The sequence below is a fragment of the Paraburkholderia sp. BCC1876 genome, from assembly GCF_902833695.1.
In the GTDB taxonomy this organism is placed as follows: domain Bacteria; phylum Pseudomonadota; class Gammaproteobacteria; order Burkholderiales; family Burkholderiaceae; genus Paraburkholderia.
Genome location: NZ_CADFGI010000013.1, coordinates 155,271 through 172,132 on the forward strand (window position 1 = coordinate 155,271; position 16,862 = coordinate 172,132).

Annotated in this window: 15 protein-coding genes; 9 read left to right on the forward strand and 6 right to left on the reverse strand. The window is 63.5% G+C overall.

Features of this window, described 5'->3' with window-relative positions; genetic code table 11:
* Positions 1 to 130: 130 nt before the first annotated feature.
* Positions 131 to 406 carry a hypothetical protein gene (locus tag HWY05_RS33040; RefSeq protein ID WP_176060994.1) on the forward strand — a complete coding sequence of 92 codons (276 nt, stop codon included), beginning with the start codon at positions 131 to 133 and terminating at the stop codon, positions 404 to 406.
* A gap of 53 nt (positions 407 to 459) precedes the next feature.
* Here the strand turns inward: HWY05_RS33040 and HWY05_RS33045 are convergent, their stop codons facing one another.
* Positions 460 to 1,569, reverse strand: a complete 1,110-nt coding sequence (locus HWY05_RS33045) for an AGE family epimerase/isomerase (RefSeq protein ID WP_176060995.1) — start codon at positions 1,567 to 1,569, stop codon at positions 460 to 462.
* Positions 1,570 to 1,877: 308 nt separating this feature from the next.
* Here HWY05_RS33045 and HWY05_RS33050 point away from each other — a divergent pair, with 308 nt between their 5' ends.
* From HWY05_RS33050 to HWY05_RS33070, 5 genes are all read left to right on the forward strand, one after another.
* A complete protein-coding gene (locus HWY05_RS33050) occupies positions 1,878 to 2,564 on the forward strand; it encodes an MgtC/SapB family protein (protein WP_035560916.1) in 687 nt (228 codons plus the stop codon).
* Between the two features lie 132 nt (positions 2,565 to 2,696).
* Positions 2,697 to 4,220 (forward strand): hypothetical protein, encoded by a 1,524-nt coding sequence (locus tag HWY05_RS33055; RefSeq protein ID WP_176060996.1) that lies wholly within the window; start codon positions 2,697 to 2,699, stop codon positions 4,218 to 4,220.
* A gap of 279 nt (positions 4,221 to 4,499) precedes the next feature.
* A complete protein-coding gene (locus HWY05_RS33060) occupies positions 4,500 to 4,658 on the forward strand; it encodes a hypothetical protein (RefSeq protein WP_167444630.1) in 159 nt (52 codons plus the stop codon).
* Between the two features lie 437 nt (positions 4,659 to 5,095).
* Entirely contained in the window at positions 5,096 to 5,398 is a 303-nt protein-coding gene (locus HWY05_RS33065) for a hypothetical protein (RefSeq protein ID WP_035560919.1), read from the forward strand.
* A 173-nt stretch (positions 5,399 to 5,571) separates the two neighbouring features.
* The gene (locus HWY05_RS33070; RefSeq protein ID WP_176060997.1) at positions 5,572 to 6,483 is read left to right on the forward strand and encodes a 3-hydroxyacyl-CoA dehydrogenase family protein; all 912 of its coding nucleotides are present in this window, start codon (positions 5,572 to 5,574) and stop codon (positions 6,481 to 6,483) included.
* A gap of 156 nt (positions 6,484 to 6,639) precedes the next feature.
* Here HWY05_RS33070 and HWY05_RS33075 read toward each other — a convergent pair whose 3' ends face one another.
* Together HWY05_RS33075 and HWY05_RS33080 are read right to left on the reverse strand one after the other, a co-directional pair.
* The gene (locus HWY05_RS33075; protein WP_176061024.1) at positions 6,640 to 7,983 is read right to left on the reverse strand and encodes a type II toxin-antitoxin system HipA family toxin; all 1,344 of its coding nucleotides are present in this window, start codon (positions 7,981 to 7,983) and stop codon (positions 6,640 to 6,642) included.
* Positions 7,983 to 8,312 carry a helix-turn-helix transcriptional regulator gene (locus tag HWY05_RS33080; protein WP_035560925.1) on the reverse strand — a complete coding sequence of 110 codons (330 nt, stop codon included), beginning with the start codon at positions 8,310 to 8,312 and terminating at the stop codon, positions 7,983 to 7,985. Before HWY05_RS33080 ends, HWY05_RS33075 begins: the two co-directional genes overlap by 1 nt.
* A gap of 226 nt (positions 8,313 to 8,538) precedes the next feature.
* Between HWY05_RS33080 and HWY05_RS33085 the strand changes: the two genes are divergently transcribed.
* Both HWY05_RS33085 and HWY05_RS33090 read left to right on the forward strand, forming a co-directional pair.
* Positions 8,539 to 9,150, forward strand: a complete 612-nt coding sequence (locus tag HWY05_RS33085) for a flavin reductase family protein (RefSeq protein WP_035560928.1) — start codon at positions 8,539 to 8,541, stop codon at positions 9,148 to 9,150.
* A 190-nt stretch (positions 9,151 to 9,340) separates the two neighbouring features.
* Positions 9,341 to 9,775 carry a cupin domain-containing protein gene (locus HWY05_RS33090; protein ID WP_035560930.1) on the forward strand — a complete coding sequence of 145 codons (435 nt, stop codon included), beginning with the start codon at positions 9,341 to 9,343 and terminating at the stop codon, positions 9,773 to 9,775.
* Positions 9,776 to 9,797: 22 nt separating this feature from the next.
* Here HWY05_RS33090 and phaZ read toward each other — a convergent pair whose 3' ends face one another.
* Positions 9,798 to 11,186, reverse strand: a complete 1,389-nt coding sequence (gene phaZ / locus HWY05_RS33095) for a polyhydroxyalkanoate depolymerase (RefSeq protein WP_176060998.1) — start codon at positions 11,184 to 11,186, stop codon at positions 9,798 to 9,800.
* Between the two features lie 219 nt (positions 11,187 to 11,405).
* On the opposite strand from phaZ, the gene HWY05_RS33100 reads away from it, so the two are divergent.
* Positions 11,406 to 12,059 (forward strand): glutathione S-transferase family protein, encoded by a 654-nt coding sequence (locus HWY05_RS33100; RefSeq protein WP_035560933.1) that lies wholly within the window; start codon positions 11,406 to 11,408, stop codon positions 12,057 to 12,059.
* Between the two features lie 13 nt (positions 12,060 to 12,072).
* On the opposite strand, the gene HWY05_RS33105 is transcribed toward HWY05_RS33100, so the two are convergent.
* Entirely contained in the window at positions 12,073 to 14,046 is a 1,974-nt protein-coding gene (locus HWY05_RS33105; RefSeq protein ID WP_176060999.1) for a methyl-accepting chemotaxis protein, read from the reverse strand.
* A 165-nt stretch (positions 14,047 to 14,211) separates the two neighbouring features.
* Positions 14,212 to 16,842: a heavy metal translocating P-type ATPase gene (locus tag HWY05_RS33110; protein ID WP_176061000.1), complete on the reverse strand. Its 2,631-nt coding sequence runs from the start codon at positions 16,840 to 16,842 to the stop codon at positions 14,212 to 14,214.
* Between the last annotated feature and the right edge of the window lie 20 nt (positions 16,843 to 16,862).

Sequence of the window (16,862 nt, forward strand, 5' to 3'; positions counted from 1 at the left end):
TTATGATGGACGCCAATCAACCAGTATTCGGGTATTCCCCCGCTCGGGCCCTTTTGAGGCCTGAAAAGCATTTTTAAGAGGGCTCCGCCCGGTAGGGTAAACTGTTTGTATTACTCTTCCAGGAAAAACATTGACACATTATTTGCAGGAAGAACTTACGTCGTTCTGGAGTCGTTTGACCCCCTATCTGGCGATATTGGAGTCTAAATCCCCTCAAGAAGACGCTCCGGACCCGATCGGTCGCATCACCGTGGATGCCGAAGACCGTCAGGCTTTCGCCCTCCACACGACTGATAAAAAGCCGCTCGGCGACACGTCGGATACCCCCACCGGACACAGCGCAACTTATATGCGTTTCAAATCAGCCGACAGCGGCTGGGGTCTTTGGGAACGCGAAGAGTATTGATCGACCGGGCGGTCGGCTCATGGGCCGATGCCCGGCAAGACGCTAACCGCCGCTCAGGCCGGCAACGCGTCGTAGGCGGTGGCGAGGTGGTAGGGCGTGGTCGACGGCATGTCGGCGCGCGCCACGTCGCCAGCCGCCGTTTTGCACTCGAACCAGCCTTGCGGACGCAGAAAGCGTTGCTGGAACAGCGTGATTTGCCGTGGCAGCGCGGCGCGCACCGCCGGGTCATCGTGACTCGCGAGCGCACGCAGATATTCCGTTTGAGCCCAGATCCGTTGGGTGGCGTCCTTGATGCCGCCGGCTTCGTCGAGCGAGGCGCACACGCCGCCGGTTTCCTCGTCCACACCGTTTTGCTGCGCAAACGCGAACGCGCGCGGCAACGCTTCGGCAAGACTCGAACCTTCGAACAACCCTCCCGCCTGCTTGACCAGCCAGAACCATTCGAACTGGTGGCCGGGTTCCAAGCGGTTTTCTGCCGTGCCGATCGGCAATTCGGCGACGCAACCGGTGGGCTCGTGGACGAAGTGCCGCGCGATCCCGCTGGCGAGGCGTCGCAATGCGGCGTCGAACGCGTTGTCACGGGTTGCTTCGCGGGCGGCGAGCCAGGCTTCGGTCAAATGCATCAGCGGATTCTGGATCGGCGTGCCCGTCACGCTTGCGAAGTCGGCGGTGAGCGCGGCGTTGAACAGATCGCCCTCAGCGGCGAAGTTCGACTGGATCAGCGCCGACGTGCGATGCACGGCTTCCAGCGCGTCACGATTGCCCGAACGTCGGCCGAATTCGGCGCAGGCGAACACGACGAACGCGTGCGTGTACAGGTCTTTGGTCGTGTCGAGCGGCGCGCCTTGCGCGTCGACGCTGTAGAACCATCCACCGTGGCGCGTGTCCTGAAAGGTGTGCATCAGCGAGTCGAACAGCACTTGCGCATGAGCCGCGTCGCCGGCTTGCGAGAACACGAACAGTTGTCGCGCGCATGCCATTGCCCGGTAGCGTTCGGCGGGCATGGGCTGGTGATGCTCGGCGCTGACCGCTTCGTACGGCAGTTTCAGCGCGGTGTTGAAACCCGCTCCGCGCCACAGGGGCAGCACCACGCTTGTGAAGTGATCGCGTAGCGCGGTGGCGAGGGCGCTCGTCGAAGCGGCGGAAGGGTTCATGCTCTGCATAGTCGTTCGGTTGGTCAAACACGGTATGTCGAAGCGTCTGCGGACTCCGGCCACTGTCTGGAATGCGACGCAGTGCGACGCACTGCGGCGGCGTGGCGGCCGGCAAACCGGCGGGTGAGCGCGGATGCTACCCGGTTTCCTGATCTGCGGTTCGAAATCGGCATGGCCTCGGTCGACGCACTCCACTCCGTTCCGCACGACGGCGGCCGCCGCAACGTGCGGCTTAGGATAAAGCAAACGGGTCGCGTTTGGCACTGCGACCCAGGAGCTGACATCACTCCAAATATTTCCGATAAGGAGGAAAAATCATGTTGGGGAATCTCGAACTCATCTTGCGTCTGGTGCTCGCCGCTGCGCTCGGCAGCGTGATCGGCTTTGAGCGTGAACGACTTTCATGGGCCGCCGGGCTGCGTACGCACATGCTGGTCTGCGTCGGGTCGACGCTCATCATGATCGTGTCGGCCTATGGGTTTGCCGAAGTGCTCACTGGCGATCACGTCGTACTCGATCCTTCGCGGATGGCCGCTCAGGTGGTGTCGGGCATTGGCTTTCTCGGCGCGGGCTCGATCCTGTTGCGCGGCGAGATCGTGCGCGGGTTGACCACGGCGGCGAGCTTGTGGTCGGTCGCGGCGATCGGGTTGGCGGTCGGCGGCGGGCTGTACACGGCGTCGATCGCGGCGACCATCATCATTCTGATCATCCTCGCGGGCATCAAGCCGCTCGAGCGCCGTTTCATCACGGTCAAACAACGGCGCCAACTGACGATGATCGTCGAGCGCGGCGCCATGACGTTCCATTCGCTGCACGACGAACTGGGCGCCGCGAGCCCGCGCGTCAAGCAGTTCGTGATGCAGCAAAGCGACGACGCGCCCGAGTGCGACGAGGTCATGATCACGCTGCATCGGGTGTCGAATGTGGAATACGAGGCGATCTGCGCGCGCTTGCGCCAACTGCACGGCGTCAAGCAGTTCCGGCAGGACGAGGCGTCGTCTTAAAAAGCCGAAAATCGTCGGCGAATGGCTTCGGCTGGGGCGGGCGGCCATGCGACAATGCGGTCTCAAAAATTCCAACGGCATTGACGAGCGGTGCTCGGCGCCCGCTTTCCGGCGACGACCGCTTTTTTCTCTATGGCAGATTCCGTAGCATCCACGCAGTCCCGGCCTTCGCGCGCCGCTTCGAAGAAGCGACGCCAGGCCACCGTCTCGACCGAAACCGAAAACAAGCTGGCGCGCGCCGCGCGCTCGGCACAACGGCTCGCGCAACTGAGCGATGCCGCCCGCGACGACAGCACGCTTGACCTGTTCCCCGACGATCCCACCCGCGCGACGCTGGAAGCGATGAATATCGACGTCCGGCAAGGCACGCTGCATGGTTTCGAATTACCCGATGTGGTGTTGGCCGCGGTCGGCGTGATCGATGCCGGCGACGGCGCGCTGCCGGACGCGCGGTCGGCGCGTCGTGCGCCGCGCGCCGCGAAGGCCGACGAGCCGACGCCGGTCAACGCGGTGTTGAGCGGGCTGGATATGGAGCCTTGGGACGCGGCGAGTTCGTCGGCGGCTGATCTGGCGTTCGGGGACGTGACGCCGAAGGAGCGGACTGCCGCGGATGAGAAGTTGGCGACGTCGACGTCGACATCGGCGCGCGATACGGCGACGCCGCTGACGCCTGCGATGGCGGCGGCGACGGTGGCGCGCAGCGTGACCGCGCTGCGCCAGGCGAGTGCGACGGGTGCCACGTCGATGGATGATTCGGCGACGGCATCGACCTCTGGTGGCGTGAAGACGCCGCCGCGATTCGCTGCGACGTTTGCCAAGGCGACGACGGCTTCGCGGGACGTGGAACGTGCGGCGGGTGTGGCCGCTGATGCGAACACTCGCGCCGCGAGCGCAGCTTCCGATGCGACCATGCGCGCGAGCGACGGCGTCGCGGCAGATGCGAACACGGGCGTGGTTGCAGGCACGGACATCGGCGCCACTGCCGGCGCGAACACGGGCAAAACCACCGACACGAATGCCGCCGCGACCATCGGCGCGAACGAGTCGAACGAGTCGAACGAGCCAAGCGATCGACTCACACCACAATCGGTTGCAGCGTCCGCCGGGCCGAAACCAGGCGTCAATCCGTCGCTGACCGTCGCTGGCTCCGCCAACGCCGCGTTCGCCGAGCCCTGGCGGGAAGCGCGCCGCGCCGAAGCTGCCGCAGCTGCGCTGCGCGCCGCGCCGGAGCTCGATCGCGCACGAGCGACCGCCTTCGCCGATACCGTCGATGCGCTATACGGCGTGATCGCCGATCAGCGCCGCGCGGCAAGCGATCACTCGCGTCGCATGAAATGGCTGCTGCCGATCGTGGTGGGCGCCTTGCTGGTGACTGTGGCCATCGGCATTACGCAGACTTTGCTGTTGATGCGCCTGACGCGCGAAACCACCGCCCAACAGCATCGCATCGAACAGTTGATGCAGAACCAGCAGGCGGCCATGACCAGCCTGCTCGATACGCACATGGCGATGGCCGACGCAGCTGCGGCGAATGCCAATGCCGCCGCTGCGGCCGCGTCCACCACGCCTCAGCAAGCTGCCGCTACACCGCCGCACAGCAAGCGTGCTGCGCGCGCGCAGCACGCGCACAAGCCGAAAGCCTCCAACTCGCACTGAAACTGAAACTGAGACTGAACGAACACCGCGCCGCGCCAACGTTTCATTGGTCGCGGCGCGGGCCGTTTCGACAGCTTGGTCTGGTTTTGCCTCTGCCCTTTGCCCCCAAATCTCAAAAAAAGGGACGTTGTCATGATGCGACGCACCATGCCAATCAGATAGGTGACAACGCACCACACCCGAAAAAATGCTGCATCGCACTAGATTTTGCCTAGGGAAAACCCTATAATCATTCTTAAGGGAAAACCCTAGTCAATGCAGTATCAACCGGGAGTCGCCATGAGCTTCATTTTTGCTTTGTTCCAAAAGGTCAGCGACCTCTTCGCGTCGCCCCATCTGCCGCTGGATTCGGACTACTCGTACGAAGCGCGCAGCCGCGAAGCGGACCGCGTGCGCCGTGCACAGTCCACGTTGTTCGGCGTCAAGCTGAGCGACTAAGAGAATCAGGTCGTACCAGCCTGAGCGCGGATTACGGCGCGCGGGCGCGCACTTCGAGTGCGCTGCATCTTTAGAGCCACTGTTCGCGAAACGCGTACCGTGGCTTTTGTTTTTTGGAGCGACGCCGCAGCGGCTTGCCTGCGTCACCGAATATTTCTGCGCCGAAATGAATGTAACGGGGGCTGACAGTCTGCTGACGCGTCGCCTGCACGATTCGTCGCGCATGGCTTTGCAGGTGGGAGTCCCACGCGAAATCGCGACCCTTTCATCGGTCCCTTTCATTGAAATGTGCGCTTACAAGTCCTCACGTCTTCATGCGGTTTGCGCCGCTAAAGTTGGTCTCAAGCGTACGGCGTCTGGTTGGAGCCTGAAACCTCAGGTCGCGGTTGACCGCACACGGACGCTGGCTTGATACCAAACTTTGATGGGAGGTCACTATGAAAACCTTTAACAAGACATCGCGTTCGATTATTGCGACTCTTCTGGCCGGCGGCGCATTGCTGGCAGCCGGCAGCGCTTTTGCGCAGGAGCGGGTCGTGGTCGAGGGCGGCCCGGGCCCGGTGGTCTACGGTCAGCCGCACATGATGCCGGTGGGCGTGTCGATCAACATCGGCTGGCACGGCGATCGTTACTACGACGGCCATCGTTACTGGGCGCACGACGACTGGATGCGTCATCATCCGCACGACTTCGATCCGCATCACCACGACGACCATCGTCCGCCGCCCCCGCGTTATTAATGTGCTAGCAACGGGCGCGTGACAGCGCCGCAGACGCGGCGCGAAATCGACAAAGCCGGTCCTTCCTCGCGGAAGACCGGCTTTGTTGCGTTCGGGGCGGCGAACGGACGCGCTGCGCTATGCTTCAAAGCTTTCATCGACGGTAGCGGGAGAGCGGCGTGGAGAAGGATGTGATGAAGGCAGTGATAGGGGTAGTCGGCACGGGATTGATGGGCGTCGGCATTGCGACGCAAAGCGCGTTGCATGGACACAGGACGATCGTTCACGACGTCGATCCGGCGCGTCTCGCGAGCGTGGCGCCGAAAGCGGAAGCGGTGCTCGACGAACTGATCGACGCCGGGCGTATCGATTCGGCCGCTAAACAGGCGGCGCTCGCGCGCATCGAGACGCATGCGCAACTCGACGTGATGGCATCGGCGCAATTCGTGATCGAGGCCATTCCCGAGGTGCTCGAACTGAAGCATCGGCTGTATGCGGCGCTGGCTCCTTTGCTGGCAAGCGACGCGATTCTTGCGAGCAACACGAGCGGTTTTCCGCCCGATCAGCTGGTCGCGCCATTGCGGGCGAAAGAGCGCTTTCTGATCGCGCATTTCTGGAATCCGCCGCACATGATTCCGTTGGTCGAAGTCGTGCCGGGCACCGCGACCGCGCCGGACGTGACGCAGCAGACCGCCGCGTTGATGAGCGCGATCGGCATGGAGCCGGTGGTGCTGGCGAAGGCGATTCCGGGTTTTGTCGGCAATCGCTTGCAGTTCGCGGTGTTGCGCGAGGCGTTGAATATCGTCCGTTCAGGCGCGGCCACGGCGGATGTGGTCGATCGCGTGATGAAGGCGTCGCTCGGCCGACGTTGGGGAATCGTCGGGCCACTGGAGGGCGCGGATATGGGTGGGCTCGACACGTTCCTCGATATCGCCTCGCATCTGATGCCGGAGCTGGCCAAAGACGAAGACGTGCTGGATCTGCTGCGGCAACAGGTGGACGCCGGCCGAGTCGGTGTGCGCAGCGGCGCGGGGTTTTATGAGTGGGACGAGGCGCATTTGGCGCACGTTAAGGCGGGGCGCAAGCGGTTGATTAGTCGCGGGTAGTGCCGCGGTAAATGGTCGGCGGGTGGGTGGCGTCGCCGACCACGACGACGTAACGGACCTCAATGGAAATTTGACTGCGGTGGAAGCCAGGTATGGCGTCTCGTTTCCGCTCTCCGATTGCAAAGTTGACAATCGAGGGTGGAACAAGCTTCGCAACTACCGAGCCCCCGCCGCCCGCAACCTGTCCCGCTGCTTTCCAATCCCCTTCAGAATCGATTCCGCCAGTCCGCCCGGAAAGTCCGGGGGCACTTGCGCGTTCACCGCACTGATCACCCCATCAGTCGCATCAACCACTTCCTCGATGATCTCCTGCGCAGCCACTCTCCCCAACCCAACTTGCCGAGCCTGCTCAATCCAATGCCGATGTTGAATCCGGTCGATCAGATAGTGATTTGTGCTGCCACGAACCGCCATTGCCATCTTGGCCTTCTGACGGGCAATCTGATTCCTTCCCGAACCGATGATCGGATGCGCGGAAAGAACATCGTAAAGCGGCGTGGACCGATACCGCCCGCCCGGCAAATGAAAAATGCTGAAGTTCTTCGCGTGCCCGTCGGTCGCCGCGAGTAGCCAGAACACCAGTTGAGTCTTGAAGAATTGCAGCCGATCCTGATCCGCATTCTCTGAACCGAGCAATACGTCCATGATCTCGGCGATGCCAGGGCCGCCATCGGCCTGATACTTCAGATGCGACGGTCGCCCGGTAGCCTGGCACATGTCCTCCTGCGGAAGACGAACGATCCAGCGAGCGTCGCTCGACAGTCTTCGATCAAAGCGTTCGACAACGAGTGCTTTCTGATCCTCGAATGTCGCCACCTCGCAATTCGCCACAGGCAGTCCATAAGCCGCGACGATTCTGGCGCACAACCACTCGTTCTCAATCGATGTGCGCATGTCCGCTTGCATATTCCCAACCAGCCCGAGCGGGAGCTTGAAGATATGCGTGGTCGGCGTGCTACCTGTCGGATAGATCCATTCCCCGTCACGGCGAAGCAATGCGGTTTTCTCCTGTGCGCCTGCAATCGATAAGCGCAGATCCGCACCATCATCGTATTGGCCGAGTGGGGCCGCAGCGGTTGCATTGCGCAAAAGCTGTGCGATCTCCGGTTCGGAGAGCGGCGCGCCGGAAATGTTGTAGAGATCGGTGGGGCTTTCGTCCGCGGGCAGTAACTGGATTGCGCCGACGCAATCGCGGCCAAGCGCGACCAGCAGATCGAACGCATTCGTGCTGCCTGTACGGTGTCGCTGAGCTAGCCGCCGCCGAATGGCGTCGCTATCGGGGAGCAGATTGTCGAAGAAGGCGCTCACCAGGTTGCCCCGATAAGGCTGATTGCCGGGCGTGAATGGCATCGACAAAGACAGCGGTCGCCCTTGTTCATCGCTGATCCACGTGTCGAAATAACTCAAACGCTCCCCGTCACGCGCTTTTTCCCAATAGCCGACGGCGATACCGTTCATCCAGATGTCGAGTCGTTGCGTCTGAGCGCGCCGCGCCATGATTACCAGTTTTCCTTTTTCTTTTTGGCCGTGACTGGCCGTACCTTCTTGACCGCAGGGGCGGACCGTTGACGTTTCGGTGTGGCAACCGACGCAGATTCGCCGCTCGCTGCGGCTAACGTTTGACTCAGCCGCAGATCGACATTGAGCAGACGCATGACCTTAAAAATGCGTTCAACGCTGGCCGCGGCAGGATTGGCCTCCAGTTGCGCGTAGCTTTGCTGGGTGATGCCTAATAGGTCCGCGACCGCCGCTTGAGTGAGTCCCGCGGACTTGCGAAAGCCCTGCAAAATGGGCCGGAGCTGAGCTAGCGTTTTGATAGCGTAATCCATGGGATTATCTTCGATCTCATACAGGCTTTAAACTGTATCACACAAATACAGCTTAAAAGCTGTTATTAATATAAACAGTCTATAGGCTGTATTTTTATTTAACAGCCCATAGACTGTTAAATGCAAGGCGCCAGCAGGGCTGCTCGCCCGCGCCGCTCCCAGCAGCCTCAAAGACTCTGCGGTATAAATACTCCTCCGCGCCCCCGCAAAACCTCCAGCCCAACCCATGTCCCACTACTTCTACAACCCTGCCACCGGCCACGGCCTCCCGCACGACCCGTTCAAAGCCATCGTCGCGCCGCGCCTGATCGGCTGGATCGCTTCACGCGACACAGAAGGCACCCTGAACCTCGCCCCGTACAGCTTCTTCGGCGCGTTCGCCACCTTCCCGCCGATCATCGGTTTCTGCAGCGAAGGCCGCAAAGACAGCATCGCCAATATCGAAGCCACCGGCGAGTTCGTCTGGAACCTCGCGAGCAAACCGCTCGCCGAACAGATGAACCGCTCATCCGCTCCGGTCGCGCCGCATATCGACGAGTTCGAACTCGCTGGGCTCACTGCCGCGCCGGGCCGCAATGTGAGCGTGCCGCACGTCGCCGAATCGCCGGCCGCGCTCGAATGCAAGTTGCTGCAAGTGGTGCGTCTGCATACGCTCGACGGCACGCCGATGGACAACTATCTGTCGCTCGGCCAGGTGGTCGGTGTTCACATCAACGAGGCTTATCTGAAAGACGGTCTGTTCGACACGCACGCCGCGCAGCCGATCATGCGCGCGGGCTATCGCGCGGACTACGCGGAAATCGGCGACATGTTCCAGATGTTCCGCCCGACCGCATAAAACCGCCAAAGCGTTTTCACGCAGACCGCGCCGCGCAGCACATCGAAAGTCAAAAGCAAAAAGCGCGGCGCTCACCCCATCGCCTCAACCCAACGCAAACCCATCCGCGCAAACTGGCCCGCTTGATGCTTGCAACCGACGCTCCAACGCGTCGTTTTCAACTGCCGGCTCACTCTCCAGGAGCGCGATCATGTCCACCGAATTCGCCACGCAGTTCAGCCACATCCGTCCGCAAGACACGTCCTACGAGGATCAGGGTCTTCGCGACTTTTTTCTCTACCGCGATTTAGGCATTGCACAGGCGACCGGCGGCAAGGTCCTCGCGCAACTCGTCAAGGCGAATCACGCACCAGAGCAAGGCACCGGCTGGCACCGTCATGAGGCCGATTTCCACATTGTGATCATGCTGAAGGGCTGGGCGCGCTTCATGTACGGCGACAAGGAGACGCTCGTCGCCGCCGGCGATTGCGTGCATCAGGCGCCGGGCATCGTCCACTATCTGTTCGATTACTCGGAGGATATGGAGTACATCGAGATCGTGTCGCCGGCGGATTTCAAATCGATCGACGCCGACGGTCCGTGCGAGGTGCCGGCCGTCAAGCCATGGAAGAGCGTCGCGGCTTAAGCCGCGACGTTTTAGCTTTAAGTTAAGCCGAGCCGCCGCCGCCCACGCGGCGGCCGGCCGCCACCGACACATCCACCACAGCCGCCGCAACCGGCGCCGCCGCCGTCACCTCGGCCGCTGTGGCCGCCGGCACTGACACCGGCTGAATCGTTCGCGCCTTCGAACTCACCAGCACCGCGCGCGGCTCGTTGTCGTAGATCACGGCCCGCACGCGCGGATAAATCTGCCGCTCCCAGCGATGCCCGTTGAACACGCCGTAATGCCCCACGCCGGTCTGCACATGATGCGTCTTCAGATAAGGCCGTAACTTGTCGCACATATCCTGCGCGGCGAGCGTTTGCCCGACCGCGCAGATATCGTCCTTTTCCCCCTCAACGGTCAGCAACGCGGTGCGACGAATCTTCGACGGCTCCACGAGACGTCCCGCCACCTTGAGCTCATGCAACGGCAACGCATGCCGCTGAAAAACCGTATCGACGGTCTCCAGATAGAAATCGGCGGTGAGGTCCATCGTCGCGAAATACTCTTCGTAGAAGGTGTGAATCGTGTCGGCCTTCGTTGGATCGCCTTTCGCGCGCTCGTAATACATCGTCTCGAACGAGTCGAGATGACGGCCGAGATTCATCGACATGAACGCGGTCAACTGCATGAAGCCCGGATACACGCGCCGCTGCGCGCCCGCGAAACCGAACGGCACCGCGCTGATCAGGTTCTTCTCGAACCATTCGAGCGGTTTGCTTTTGGCCAGCTCGTTGACGCGCGTCGGGTTGATGCGCGTATCGAGCGGACCGGCCATCAGCGTCATGCTGGCCGGCTGCGCGGGATGATCGTCGGTGGCCATCAGCGCGACCGCCGACAGCGCGGCAACGGTCGGCTGGCACACCGCCAGCAGATGCGCGCCGGGGCCGATCGTCTCCGTAAAGTCGATCACGTGCTGCACGTATTCGTCGAAGCCGAAGCGGCCTTCGCTCAGCGGCACATCGCGCGGGTTGTGCCAGTCGGTGATATAGACGTCGTGTTCGGCCAGCATGGTGCGCACGGTGCCGCGCAACAGCGTCGCGAAGTGGCCCGACATCGGCGCGATCACCAGCACGCGCGGTTGCGGCGTCGAGAGCGTGGTGTCCTTGCGGAAATGCAGCAGCGAACAGAACGGCGTGTGCGCGGCAACCTCTTCGACGATCGCCACCGGTTTGCCTTCCGTCACCACACTGTCAATGCCGAACGGCGGCCGCACGGGAGTCAGCCCGGCTAGCGTCACCAACTCGCAGGCCGCTCGCATCGAACGTCCGTGCGGCGTTTCACCGAACGCGGGCCATGCGTCGAGCGAATGAATCATCAGGGCCGCGCTATGCCGCATCGGCAGCATCATGTCGGCGAAGGCCTGGTATGTGGGATATGCGAACAGGTTCATAACCTTCGCACGAGTGCTGAAGAGGATGGAACCCACATAGAGGCAAGTCATGTGCCAATCATGCAAGCGCACACGTGCAACCGCCGCTGCACATTGGCATAGCATTTGCGCTGTTCAGGGCAACGGGCCGAAATTGCCGCGCTTTGGTGCGCGCGCGCACGGCAACGTGCATACAGCGCGTCAAGCGCCAGCCGAACGCGTCATCTGGAGGAGAATCGTATGGCGAATACCACGCTCACCATCAGCAGCAAGAACTATTCGTCGTGGTCGTTGCGCGGCTGGCTGCTGACGCGCTTCAGCGGTCTGCCGTTCGACGAGATCGTGATGCCGATCGACGACCCCGCGGCGCGCGCCGAATTGCTGCTGCTGTCGCCGTCGATTCTGGTGCCGTGCCTCGTTCACGACGGCATCAAGGTGTGGGACACACTGGCTATCGCGGAGTATCTGAACGAGTTGAAACCGGAAGCGGCGCTGTTGCCGAAAGACATTCGCGCGCGTGCGCATTGCCGTTCGATTTGCGGCGAGATGCATTCGGGTTTCGGTTCGCTGCGCTCGGCGCTGCCGATGAACCTGAAAGCGCATTTTCCGGGCTTCAAGGTGTGGGCGCGCGCGCAGTCGGATATCGACCGGATCGTGACGATCTGGAGCGACTGCCTGAAGCAGTATGGCGGCCCGTTTCTGTTCGGCGAGCGCAGCGCGGCGGACGCGATGTACGCGCCCGTCGTGACGCGCTTCGTGACTTACGACGTCAAGCTCGATCCGGAGATCGTCGACTACGGGCAGCGGATCATGGCGCTGCCCGAGATGCAGGCGTGGATTGCCGACGCGCAGCAGGAAGTGGAAGAGATCGACGAACTGGACGTCGAGTTTTAACGACCTCTAGTGCTCAATCGCGTCCGCTTTCCAGCTTGAACACACTCACCACCTGCGCAAGCCGCGCGGCCTGATCGCGCAATTCGGCCGCCGCGAGTTCCGCTTCGCCGACGATCGTCGCATTCTGCTGGGTCGCCTCGCCGATCTGCGTCACGGCGAGATTGACCTGCTCGATGCCACCCGATTGCTCGCGCGACGCGACGCTGATTTCGCCCATGATCGCGCGCACCTGGCCGACTTGTTGGACGATGCCCTGCATCGTCGAGCTGGCTTCCTCGGCGATCTTGAACCCGCCGCGCACGGTCGCCGCTGAAGTCGCAATCAAACTCTCGATCTCCTTCACCGAGGCCGCGCTGCGTTGCGCCAGCGCGCGCACTTCCGACGCCACCACCGCGAAGCCCTTGCCGTGCTCGCCCGCCCGCGCGGCTTCCACGGCGGCGTTCAACGCGAGGATATTGGTCTGGAACGCGATGCCTTCGATCACCGTGGTGATCTCGGCGATTTTCTGCGACGAGCGGCTGATCTCGCCCATGGTCGACACCACGCGTTCCACGGCGCGGCCGCCTTCGAGCGCCGCCTCGGCCGCGCGCGTAACGAGCGTGTTGGCTTGCGCCGCGTGGTCGGCGTTCTGCTGCACGGTCGAGGTGATCTGCTCCATGCTGGCCGCCGTTTCTTCGAGGCTGCTCGCCTGGGTGGCGATCCGCGCGGCGATATTGCCGCTGCCGGTGGCGATCTTTTCCGTGCCCTGCGACATACCCGCCGACGCGTTGCGTACTTGCGAAACGATGCGCGCGAGCCCTTCGCCGATGCCGTCGATCGATTGCATCAGACGGCCGATTTCGTCGGCGCGGGCGTTGCCGCCCTGGGCTACGCGCACACTCAGATCGCCTGAGGCGAAGCGTTCGGACGCCTTTGCTGCTTCGGCGAGCGGACGGCTCACCATGCGCCGCACCGCGATCAGGAAGACCACCGCGAACGCGCCGACCAGCACGAAGCCGAGCGCCAGGAACGTGTTGCGGGTCGCGGTGACGTCGGCCATCACTTCGTCACGCGGCGCGACGCCGCCGACCAGCCATTGCCATTCCGGCACCGTGACGAACGAGACGAACTTGTCGCGTGCGTCGCGCTCGCCGAGCGTGGCGTCGGCCGAACGGTACTCGAGCTGGCCTTCCTTCATGTCGAGCATCTGCTGATACGGCGCGTTCGCGTTGTCCGCGCTCTGGCCGGCCGCGGCCGGATGCACGATCAGTTTGCCGCGATCCGCGCCCTTCGACGCGTTCAGCACGAAGTAGTAACCGCTGTCGCCGATCTTCAGGTTGCGGATATCGTCTTCGACCGACTGGATCTGTTTGTCCACGTTCACGCCGACGAACAGCGCGCCGATCACGCGGCCGGTTGCGTCGGTGATCGGCCGGTATTGCGTGATCAAACGTTTGCCGAACAGCGCGGCGAGTCCCGTATAGGACTTGTTCGCCAGGATCAGCGCATACGCCGGCGCTTTGCGGTCGAGCAACGTGCCGATGGCGCGCGAACCGTCCTGTTTCTTCAGCGACGTCGTCACGCGCACGAAGTCATCGCCGCTGCGCGCGAACACGGTGGCCACGGCGCCGCTGCGTTCGAGAAACTGGTCGGGGATCGTGAAGTCCATGTTGAGGACCTTGTCGCCGGCTTTGATGGTCGGGGTCGCGACGCCGCCAATGTCGACTTTCTGGGTGTCGTCGAGCGTATAGCCGGGTGGCAGGAAGCTCGCGAACAGCGACATCGAGCGGTCGACTTCGGCTGACAGCGCCTTGTCGAACAGCGTGATCATCGCGGCGATCGAGCGGTCCCGATCGGCGATACGGTCGAGCACCTGATCGCTGACCTGTTTGCCGGCCGTGCGGGTGAGCGCCCAGGTGAAGGCGGCGAATATCAGCGCCACCAGTACGCACGAGAGAACGGCAAGCCGGGCGCCGACGCTGGCGCGGCGCAAAGAGAGGAATTCCATTGACGATTACGCAGTGAGGAGGACAAGCGAAAGCGCGGGCCCTGCCTAAGCGGGGTCCGCGCGTTGATGTCAGGGTTAACGGCAATGCCGTCCGCTTTCTTTAGGGTTTTTGAAAGCTTTGCGTAATCGATGAGGTGTCCGAGGGACGACCGGCGCGTTTTGCGGTCAGCGTCCCGCAGATCCCGCAGATCCAGGTGCACCGCGCCAGGTGCGCAGCAACAGCGCGTTAGTAACAACGCTGACGCTCGAAAACGCCATCGCCGCGCCGGCCAGCATCGGGTTCAGCAAGCCGAACGCGGCCAGCGGAACCCCGATCAGGTTGTAGACGAACGCCCAGAACAGGTTCTGCTGGATCTTGCGCCAGGTCTTGCGCGAAATGTCGATCGCGTCGGCCACCAGCGCCGGATCGCCGCGCATCAGCGTGATGCCGGCCGCGTGCATGGCGACGTCGGTGCCGGTCGCCATGGCGATGCCGATGTCGGCGGCGGCCAGCGCGGGGGCGTCGTTGATGCCGTCACCCGCCATCGCCACGATGCCGGCACTGCGGATTTTCAGGTCGCGGATCACGCGGGCCTTGTCGTCGGGCAGGACTTCGGCGTGGAATTCGTCGATGCCCAGCGCTTTGGCGACACTGGCGGCACTGCCACGGTTGTCGCCCGTTACAAGCACGCTTTTGATGCCCATCCCGGCCAGCCGCTCGATGGCCGCGCGCGCCGTCGGTTTGACGGTGTCGCCGAAAGCGATCAGGGCGAGCGCCGCGGGGGCCTGCTCGTCGCGCTGCATCAGCCAGGAGACCGTGTTGCCGGCGGCTTCGAGTTCATGGGCGCGTTCCGTCAACGCCGGCGGTAACGCGATGCCGAGTTCGGTAAGCCAGCGCGTGCTGCCCAGCGCCAAGGTGCGGCCGTCGACATCCGCTTCGACGCCACGACCCGCCACGGCGCTCGCCGTTATTGCCGTACTTGCTGTACTTGCGTTGGGTCGGCTTGCCGACACCGCCTCATACGCCTTGATCACCGCCCGCGCCAGCGGGTGATCGCTATGCCGCTGCACCGCTGCGGCCAGCGCTAACGCTTCGTCATGGCCGATCTCGCCGATCGGCTCGAACGCCGTCACCGACGGTTGGCCTAGCGTCAGCGTGCCGGTTTTATCGAACGCGACGATCGTCACGCGATGCGCGGTTTCCAGCGCTTCGGCGTCTTTGATCAGCACGCCGTGCCGCGCGGCGACGCCGGTGCCGGCCATGATGGCGGCCGGCGTAGCGAGCCCCAGCGCGCACGGGCAGGCGATCACCAGCACGGCGACCGCGTTCAGGATGGCGGTCTCGCCGCCCGCGCCCGCGATCAGCCAGCCCACCAGCGTGAGCGCGGCAATCGCCAGAATCGCCGGCACGAAGATTTCGCTGACCCGGTCCACCAGCCGCTGGATCGGCGCTTTTTCGGCCTGCGCGCTTTCCACCAAGCGGATGATTCGCGCGAGCGTGGTTTCCGCGCCGATCGCGGTGGTGGTCACGGCAATCGCGCCTTCGCCGTTGATCGAGCCGGCCGTGACTTTGTCGGCGGCCTGTTTCGGTACCGGCAGGCTTTCGCCCGTAATCAGCGATTCGTCAATGTGCGTGCGGCCTTCGAGCACCGCGCCGTCCACCGGCACGCGTTCGCCGGGACGCACGATCACGACCGTGCCGACCCGCACTTGCGCGAGCGGCACCTCGCGCTCGTCGGCGCCGACGCGAATGCGCGCGCGGTCGGGGCGCAGGGCGTTGAGCGCGCGGATCGCGTCCGTGGTCTGGCGCTTGGCGCGTGCTTCGAGCCACTTGCCGAAGCGCACCAGCGTAATCACGACCGCCGACGCTTCGAAATACAGATGCATCATGTCGCCCGGATGCGTTGCCAGTTCGTAGACGCTGATGCCATACGCGGCCGATGTGCCGAGCGCCACCAGCAAATCCATATTGCCCGCGCCGGCGCGCACGGCGCGAAAGGCGGCGCGATAGAAGCGCGCGCCGAACACGAATTGCACGATCGACGCGAGCGCGAACTGCAGCCACGGCGACAGCATGGCTTGCACGCCGAACCATTCGGCGACCATTGGCACGACGAGCGGCAGGGTCAGCACGGCGGAAACGAGGACGGCGGCCAGTTCGCGGCGGCTTTGGTCGCGTTTGCGGTCGGCGGCGGTGGTGGAGGCGGCAGGGGCTGCGTGATGGCCGTGATCGCCGTGATCCAGACTGCTAGCCTGGCCTGCCTCGGTTGCAAAAGACGGCGCTTCCGGCGGCGCGATCAAGGTGGCCTCGTAGCCGGCTTTCTTGACGGCCGCGATCAGTGCCTCCGCGGCTGGGTCGGACTCAGCGCCGCTCAGGCTGACGGTGGCCGTTTCGGTGGCCAGATTCACCGACGCGCCCGTCACGCCCGCCATCTTCGCCAGTGCTTTCTCGACCCGCATTGCGCAGGAAGCGCAGGTCATGCCGCCGATCGCCAGTTCCGTGGCTTGCGGCGGCCGAATGGCCAACGCGGCGTCCGAAGGCGCGGCATCCTCGGACGGCACCAGCGTCGCTTCGTAGCCCGCTTTGCGCACGGCATTGGCGAGCGTGTCGGGTTCGACGCTGGCGTCGCTCTCGATACGCGCTTTTTCCGTGGCGAGATTCACGGACGCGCGCGTGACGCCCGGCACTTTGGCCAGCGCTTTCTCGACACGCGTGGCGCATGATGCGCAGGTCATCCCGCCAATGTCGAGTTCGGCGGTTCGGGCTGGAAAGACGGCGGTGTCCGTGGGGCGCTGCGGATTGGCGAGTTCGGTCATGGTAGGCAAGGCTCATGGCG